The sequence below is a fragment of the Microcoleus sp. Pol12A5 genome, from assembly GCF_036701435.1.
In the GTDB taxonomy this organism is placed as follows: domain Bacteria; phylum Cyanobacteriota; class Cyanobacteriia; order Cyanobacteriales; family Microcoleaceae; genus Microcoleus.
Window position 1 is genome coordinate 1 of the sequence record NZ_JAUBQU010000180.1, and the last position, 7,994, is coordinate 7,994.

Sequence of the window (7,994 nt, forward strand, 5' to 3'; positions counted from 1 at the left end):
AAGTTACATTATCCGATATGAGGAATTGGTTTACTCACTGCTGTTATTGTACCTCATCTTTCTGAGAAACGCTATATTGCGCTGAATGCCATCAACTCCGAACCTACTTACAAACGTAGTCTTCGACAAAAAATGAAACGGGCAGCTATGGATAATGATTATCTGATTCAAATTATCAGTTCTTGTTTTCTTGACAATATCTTAGATTCTTCGGATTCCTTTTGTCAAGCATGATTGAGACGCTCTTACCCTGCGAAAACATCAGCATCTCACGAACAAGAACGAGCCGCTAAATCTCGCCACCTAGGTCGCAAACGTGCCGATAGCATTCCGAGTGGTGCGTGGAAGCGACAAGCTGAAGTAATGGCAGGAAGTGCTAAGAAAAAACACGAGTTCGCCGTAGAAAAAGCAACTAATCAAGTTGCCGCAACCAAAATCAGAACGACGAAAACAATCAGAGTTAAATTAGAAGAATGCAGTCAAAAAAACAAAAATTTAATCGAGATCCAAGGTACTGACTTGAGATTAGGAGAGCGCCGATTAATCAAAAACATTCAGCTTCATGTATCGTCAGGCTCGCGCATTGCTATTGCTGGAAAGAACGGCTCGGTAAAATCCTGTTTAGCTCAAGCCCTTCTAGGAAGGGAGCGAACTCCAGCAATTTTAGAAGCCGGTGAAATTGCCATAAAATCTGCCATAAAAGGGGTATATCTCGATCAAAGCTATGAAATGGTCGATCGCTCTCGGACAGTCCTAGAAAATATGCAAATGGCAAACCCAAACTTAGACTATGAATTGCTGCGACAGCAATTAGGAAATTTTCTATTTTTTAACTATGAGGTGAACAAGCCTGCATCTGCCTTAAGCGGCGGTGAGTTAGCGAGATTAGGGCTGGCTGCGATCGGCATTTCTCAAATTGATTGGCTCATTTTAGATGAACCAACAAATAATTTGGATTTGGAAACAGTGAATCAGATTGTTGATCGAGTCAATGAGTTTCAGAGCGCCCTCTGGGTGATTTCCCACTACCTCGACTTTCTGAGCCGCATTGGAATCACACAAGCCTACCAACTCCACAACGGCAAACTTCAGCCGCTGATCCATCAACCGCATGAGTTGGAACGTTATCATCAGGAATTACTTGAGATGCAAATGTCTTAATTCAGAAGCTCAGTGGTGCAGCCTACATCAGCAGGAGTAGCCAAAGCTCCTATTTTGGGAAGAAGACAATTTCTAGTTTCTGGGCAATACTGGATCAAACACAGTTCAACATTTGAGGGAACGCTGATGAGATTATTGCGAACAATCGCCGCTCTATCGGCGGCTTTGACCCCACTGATGGCTGAAGCTGCCTTTAGCCGTCCCATGCCGGGAACAGCCGATTTTCCCAGAGCCTCAAATCCCGATGTAAATGTGCCGGTTTGCTTCATCGAAACCCGAGGTGGCACAACTTTTGATTTAGTAAGCTTGTGCGGCAGCAATGCTGCTCCCCAAAACACTGCTCCGGTTGCGGGCAACCCCGCCAATGTTCCTGCAAATAACCCCAATGGGGCTGCTCCGGCTGCTGCCCCGAACCCCAACGCTATCACCAGAGATGGTGTCGGCACGCCGATAACTACTCCAACAGGGACGGCAAATCCCAACAATCCCAATAATGCCAATCCGGGAACAGCGCCGAGTACCAATCCCAATAATGCCAATCAGGGAACATTGCCGAATACCAATCAGAATCCGGGCACTTCGCCGAATACCAATCCGAATAATCTCAATCCGGGAAGTTCGCCCTATATCACTCCCAATAATGCCAATCCGGGCACTTCGCCGAATACTAATCCGAATAATCTCAATCCGGGAAGTTCGCCGAGTACCAATCCAAATAATAGTGCGTCTCCCACAGGTGGAACTGCTGGCGATAGCAACAGCGATTTAGTCCCCAATCCCAATCTCAATCTTCCGAGAGTGCCGCCGAGTTCCTTTAGCCCTGGAGGTGTTGCACCGACTAGAGATGCGATTGATGGCCCCCGCCAGTAATCGGGAAAGTGTCAGAACTTTCATCACAGAAACCGGGTTTCTCTAAAACCGTCTCTTTTTTAGGGATTGTTCGCCCGCGAGAAAGCCGGAATATTTATTTGCCTGCGTAATATTGATGTCAGGTGCGATTGGCATATTTTGTAGCAGAGTAGCGAAATAAAAGTTAAGCTAAGAACTTGTAGACGCTATCGGCCAAGGACTCTTTTAAAACTGGACAACCAGGTAGAAGCAGTGAGAAATAGCCAGCTTTAATCCGTAACAGGATTAGTTATCAGCACAGGTTAAAATTATTCCCAGGCGGGTGCTTGCCAGCTCCAATTGCTCAAGCTAAACCATTCAACAGGCATATTTTTGTTAAGCCAGTGTGGTTGGGAAAGTACCGGCTGATAACATTAGCTAGACAAAATTAACCCGATTATTCGGAGGCTCTTCATGAGCAAAATATTTGTTTTAAATTGGAACAAAATTGCTCTAGACCCGATCCTCTGCGAGGGCTTCGCTAACGCACTTGAGGAGGACATCTAGTGTCAAACTTAGTTCAACGCTTAGAAATAACCGCTCATCCGCAACTTGAAAAATCCCTCGGCTATCGAGGAGATAGTCGTTGGGTAGCTTGGCGCTGGGAACCCGATATCGACCAACTTATATCCAGCGACGGCAAAACAGTCGGCACTGGCAATAATATGGCTTGGCTGGTGTTTTTGCAGCACGATTTAGTCGATCCTGCGGTACAAGAGTACAACCTCGGCGAGGGCGATCGCTACTGGCTGCTTTTAGACACCGAAACTAGAAATCTCTACGTCGGCGAAGGGAAAACAGTTCAAAGTCTGCTCGAACAGCCGGAAAGTTTAGGTTTATTGGCCTGTCTCGATGGCGGGAATGCCGATCGACAAACTGGTGAAAATTGGCAGCAAACTTTATCTCAAGTAACAGCTAAACCAGTTGTTCGCCACCTCACCAATGCCCTTCCTTTCGGTATCGCAGCCGCTTTGATAGGTGCTTTAGGCATCGGAACCGGATTGTGGGTAGTGCCGGCGGTGCAGCAGAAAATAGCCGAAAAAGCTGCTTTTATTTCCCCAATTAGTTCTGGCGCCAACTGCGGGCTGGGCGGTTCCGACGATTTTTCAGCTTATATCGGTTCCTCAAGCGGAAACAAAGAACTTCATTTAATAGGCGTTTACGAAGCTAATGCGGATCACAAGAACCGAGATTTATCAAAAAGTGCGATCGAAGTTAAAGTAGAACGCCGAAACAAGCCAATAATTCTAGCACTTTCAGCCTACGAACCGGTGCAATGGAATATTACCGCAGAACCGGGCGCAGTTATCGAAAAAATCATCGTTAACGGATACCACAACCAAACTATTTCAGGAGTTTCGGGAATTCCAATTGAAGAGCACAGCTACGAAGAAAGTGGAGACTCTCTCGGCGACTTTATCTACAAATGGGGTGCTACCCCTGAAAGTAGCAATACTTCTTCCCTAGTGACTAAATTGGAACAGGGAAACCGCACCAGTTTAACTTCTTTTCAAGGATGCTACAGAGGTAAGAACTTTAGTATTAATTGAGAATTATTGATGATTTGGGGGTAGCGAAACGGCATTGCAGTCTCCTCAATAGCCGTGTTGTCGATGGTTATATTAAGAGAGGACTTGCGCATTGGTAACAAGTTAAGCTTGTATGGCAGTTGTCAAGGGGGTTTGAGAAGATGTTTCAAAGAAATATCGCTCGGAGCCTCGCTGTCGGTCGGGGAAAGGCGCAACAATTAACTTAACATTGGGCTTTCGTTGAGATTTAACAATACCTAAATCTCTATTTTCAGGGGCAGCGAAATACTCGATAGGGTCAGTTGCCGGTGCGTTGTTGGCGGGCTACATAAAAATGGTAAAGACCCCGGTAAATCATTTCTAATGAAATCGAATCTATTGGTAAAGAGAGTCGGTCAGCAACGGCATCACCTAAATCGACCAAGATTGCATAAAATATCCAAGTTCCCCAAATTTGAAATTGAATTCCGTTGAGAGAACCCGTCCACAAATAACTTAATCCCAATAGCCTTTTTACGGTATTGAAAGCTTCTTCAATTCTCCAACGCCTGCGATATAAATCTGCCACGACGTAGGGTGGTAATACCTGATGATCGAGTACGCTTGTCAAATAAGAATGCCAGATTTTACCCGAACGAACTTCAATCAGACGTAAGGTAATAAATGGAGTTTTTGCGGTTCACGAACCCAAACGTATCAGACTATCTTTCAAGTCGTAACTTTTGGTAAATACTTGCTTTACTTGAACTGCTGCTCCTTTTTTTAAGCGAGTAATTAAATGGATATCTCGTTCAATTAATTTGAGCAAAAAGCTAAAATGATAAAATCCTCTATCCAGCAAGAGCAAGGTTTTATTTGGCACCAATTGCAGGATATTTTCTTCAATCTTAACATCAGAAGCTCTCGGGTTTTCCAGAAACCAAATATCAACAGGAAGCCTGGTCATTAAATCTATGACTGTTGCCATTTTTCCTGCCAACTGCCCTTTAGGTATATCTTCCAGACTTTTAAGCTTGCAAAATAATGCTTTGAGCGTTGAACTATCTACTATCCAAATTCTCGAAAATTTTATCAAGGCAAATTGAATGCTTTCTGGTAGAGGGCGTTGGTTTCTCTGGTGCCAAGCGGTTCTTAAACTCGGTAATAAATTTTTGAAGACTCCCTCAAATAAGGACGCGGGAAAACTTAGAAACCTTTGAGACATTGCTTGTTGAGTGACTGTCGTAGGTCGGCACCACAAAAAACCCGATCTTGCCAGCATTCTTGTGAGTTCTGTTACTCCAGCCACCTCTCGCCACAGTAGGGTTAATACTGCTGCTACCATCAAGGGTAGATTAAGAATTCTCCCTCGCAAGCCCAGTTGACGGTAGTAATTTTCTTGTGATGTGATGGCTGGTGTTAATAATGCCGATAGTTGCGAGGCAATCTCCTCGTCTTCCACCATCGGTTTTGTAGTTTTTTTGGCGTGGTCACGGTTGGTTTTTTGACTTTTAGCCATATTTACTGACCTACACAATCGCTCAATTATTTGTCAATTATATCCTTCGCTCGTACCAACGCTCGCCATCGATCTCGCTCGCGGCAACGCTGCCGTGTACTTGTGGTGCAACCCGGGATCGATCGCCCGCCATTATCGATCGCCCGCCATTATCGATCGCCCGCCACAGAATTCGATCGCCCGCCACAGAATTTGATCGCCCGCCATTATCGATCGCCCGCCACAGAATTCGATCGCCCGCCATTATAGATCGCCCGCCACAGAATTCGATCGCCCGCCACAGAATTCGATGGCGGTGCAACGCCAATCAAGCCAACAACTTATTAATAATGATAATCGTGATCTGGTGGGAGAGTCAGCCGCAGGCTGACTCTCCCACCCTTACCCCTTTTTTGATTATCATTATTATTCACTTACATTTCTACACAAAGAGGTATTGACAAAATCTACTCCCTTCTAACTTGTTACCAATGGGACTTGCGAGGGTAATTTCACGATCCAACCTGGGTGATTTTACCCCTTATAGGACATCAGGAAACGGCAGTGCCGTTTCCTGCGTTGCGTTACTCTGTTTTTCACGAATCCGTTGAAGTTAATTCAATGGTATACCTTTTAAACAGTTATTTGACAAGCTTATTTCATCACTGTATCATAAACTATTAACTTTTTATTTTGATTGCCGACAATAACAATGCTAACAAACTTAAGATGAAATACTGGTACGAAACCCTCGCTGTAGCGCAGCGAATTTTAATAGAATTGGGAAGGCGAAGACGCAGTTTAATTTTTTGGGCTATCTTTCCGATTTCTATCTTGATTATTAACGCCTTAATTTTAGCAGAACGCGCGCAACTGACAACAGCAAAAGCCTTTGAAGTTGCTGCACCTGCAAGCTTAGTAGGAGCAGCTTTATTTTTTAGCTGTCTCGGTGGTAGCGTAGCAACAGTAGTAGCAGAGCGAGAACAGCATACCCTCAAACGCTTGTTTATTTCCCCGCTGAGTGGAACTTCCTACTTTTTAGGAATTTTTCTGGCTCATAGTTTCATCGGCATCGGTCAGGTAATTTTAGTATACACGATCGCCTCTTTTTTAGGAGCCCAATTCCAAGGCTCTCTTCTGCTAGGATGTGCGATTATTCTGCTCAGTATTGTATCTTATGTAGGTGTAGGCTTTATTCTCGGCACCCAGTTTGCGAGGCGCACAGAAGATGTCAACTCCCTAGTAGCAGCTTTCGGCGTCCCCTTGTTGATTTTAGGAGGCGCATTTTTGCCGACTTCGCTGTTTCCCAAAAGTCTGCTGGAACTCGCCCAGTACAATCCAATTTATCACATGAACGAAGCGCTGATGGGCGTGTGGGCTGACGGCAAAGGTTTGGCTGATATTGCCGAACACCTCGGATTCTTGTGCATCTTTGCGGTTTTAATGATAGTAGCCGGATGGCTTTCTTATCGCAGGATGCTGAGAGTAGAAAGAAGACTTTAAAACGCTCTCAGTATGTCGTAATTATTCATCTCTCTCTTCTGGAGACTCGGGGTCCTCAGCCCTCTCTGCGGTTTAATCGTTCAGAAACAACCGTAAATATATAAAATAATACGGAGAATTAAAGCAGTGCTGCAAATAGAAAAGCTAAATAAGTCTTACGGCGAACGTTCAGTGCTTCGAGATTTAACACTGCACATCCAAGCTGGAGAAATTTACGGTTTACTAGGACCAAACGGGGCGGGCAAAACTACAACTATCAATATTTTATGTAATTTGCTAAATGCAGACAGCGGCCAGGTTTCCATCAATGGCGAACCTGTTTCCGAAGCTACTAAATTATTAATAGGTGTAGCTCCCCAACAAAATTTGCTTTACAAAAGCCTTAGCTGCGAAGAAAACCTCAATTTTTTTGCTCAAATTTACGGCTTAGAGCGCAAGCAGCGGCGCTATCAAGTAAGACAGTGTTTGAAAGCAGTAAATTTGACAGATAGAGCTACAAGTCCCGTGGAAACTTTGAGCGGAGGAATGCAGCGCCGTTTGAATATTGCGGTGGCTTTGGTACACCAACCTAAATTAGTAATTTTAGACGAACCGACAACGGGTTTAGATATTGAGGCACGCTATGAAATTTGGGAGTTAATTCAGCGATTGCAATCGGAAGGAATTACAATTTTGCTGACAACTCACTTGTTAGATGAAGCTGAGCGTCTTTGTCAGAGAATCGGAATTCTGAAAAATGGGAGTATTGTAGCAGAAGGTAGTTTAGAAGAGTTGCAAAAACTGATTCCGGCTCAAGAAATTATCGTGGTAAAAACCGACGAAGAAGCTGAAGTCATCGCCCGCGCTAAAAAATACAGTTTCATTCCCCGTCGCTACGGTAGCGATTTAGCTTTTTGGCTGCCGGAACGTTTAGAATTAAAAGAGATTATTTTGCTGTTCGACGGGATTTCTATTGATTCAATCGCTCGGTATCCGGTGCGATTAGAACATATTTATGTCGAAGTCACCAAACAAACTGCATCTTAATCTGCGTTCATTAGCGTACATCCGCCCACATCTGCGGTTAAAGTTCCAAAGTAATTAACTGAGCAATTTCATCCGTTTGAAAACCCAACGCCATCGGCTTTTGCACTGCCGGAATCACCTGCACATCATAGAGTTCTGTGACAATTCCTTCAAACCGCAACAAGTGAACGATCGCCCCAGTAGTCAAATCGATCGCCATCATACCACAGCGAGGCTCAGCATCCTTTGCTACCAACAACTCATCCAATTCTAAACCGCTAAAAGTATTGTCCCCTCCCCGATGTTTCGAGAGTCCAACAATTGCCCAATTTTGCCAAAATGCCAGTCCCCGCACATTCGTAACAAGTTAAGCTTGGATGGCAGTTGTCAAGGGGATTTGAGAAGATGCTTCAAAGAAAAAGCAGTCAGAC

7 protein-coding genes and 1 pseudogene are annotated in these 7,994 nt (G+C 44.4%); 5 read left to right on the forward strand and 3 right to left on the reverse strand.

The genetic code is table 11. The features are described 5' to 3' along the window. Nucleotides 1-234: 234 nt before the first annotated feature. From QUA45_RS26605 to QUA45_RS26615, 3 genes are all read left to right on the forward strand, one after another. Nucleotides 235-1,161 carry an ATP-binding cassette domain-containing protein gene (locus tag QUA45_RS26605; RefSeq protein WP_333222797.1) on the forward strand — a complete coding sequence of 309 codons (927 nt, stop codon included), beginning with the start codon at nt 235-237 and terminating at the stop codon, nt 1,159-1,161. 12 nt (nt 1,162-1,173) lie between these two features. Next, nucleotides 1,174-2,031 carry a hypothetical protein gene (locus QUA45_RS26610; protein WP_333222799.1) on the forward strand — a complete coding sequence of 286 codons (858 nt, stop codon included), beginning with the start codon at nt 1,174-1,176 and terminating at the stop codon, nt 2,029-2,031. Between the two features lie 524 nt (nt 2,032-2,555). Further along, nucleotides 2,556-3,599 (forward strand): hypothetical protein, encoded by a 1,044-nt coding sequence (locus QUA45_RS26615; RefSeq protein WP_333222801.1) that lies wholly within the window; start codon nt 2,556-2,558, stop codon nt 3,597-3,599. Nucleotides 3,600-3,701: 102 nt separating this feature from the next. Here the strand turns inward: QUA45_RS26615 and QUA45_RS26620 are convergent. Then, a pseudogene (locus tag QUA45_RS26620) lies at nt 3,702-5,022 on the reverse strand (IS4 family transposase). Nucleotides 5,023-5,113: 91 nt separating this feature from the next. Continuing rightward, nucleotides 5,114-5,383 (reverse strand): hypothetical protein, encoded by a 270-nt coding sequence (locus QUA45_RS26625; protein ID WP_333222803.1) that lies wholly within the window; start codon nt 5,381-5,383, stop codon nt 5,114-5,116. A 401-nt stretch (nt 5,384-5,784) separates the two neighbouring features. Between QUA45_RS26625 and QUA45_RS26630 the strand changes: the two genes are divergently transcribed. Further along, a complete protein-coding gene (locus QUA45_RS26630) occupies nt 5,785-6,558 on the forward strand; it encodes an ABC transporter permease (protein ID WP_333101282.1) in 774 nt (257 codons plus the stop codon). 126 nt (nt 6,559-6,684) lie between these two features. Further along, nucleotides 6,685-7,584, forward strand: coding sequence for an ABC transporter ATP-binding protein (locus QUA45_RS26635; RefSeq protein ID WP_333222805.1), 900 nt, complete (start codon nt 6,685-6,687; stop codon nt 7,582-7,584). A gap of 37 nt (nt 7,585-7,621) precedes the next feature. On the opposite strand, the gene QUA45_RS26640 is transcribed toward QUA45_RS26635, so the two are convergent. After that, on the reverse strand, nt 7,622-7,918 hold the full coding sequence (locus QUA45_RS26640) for a DUF4915 domain-containing protein (protein ID WP_333222807.1): 297 nt from the start codon (nt 7,916-7,918) through the stop codon (nt 7,622-7,624). Nucleotides 7,919-7,994: the final 76 nt, after the last annotated feature.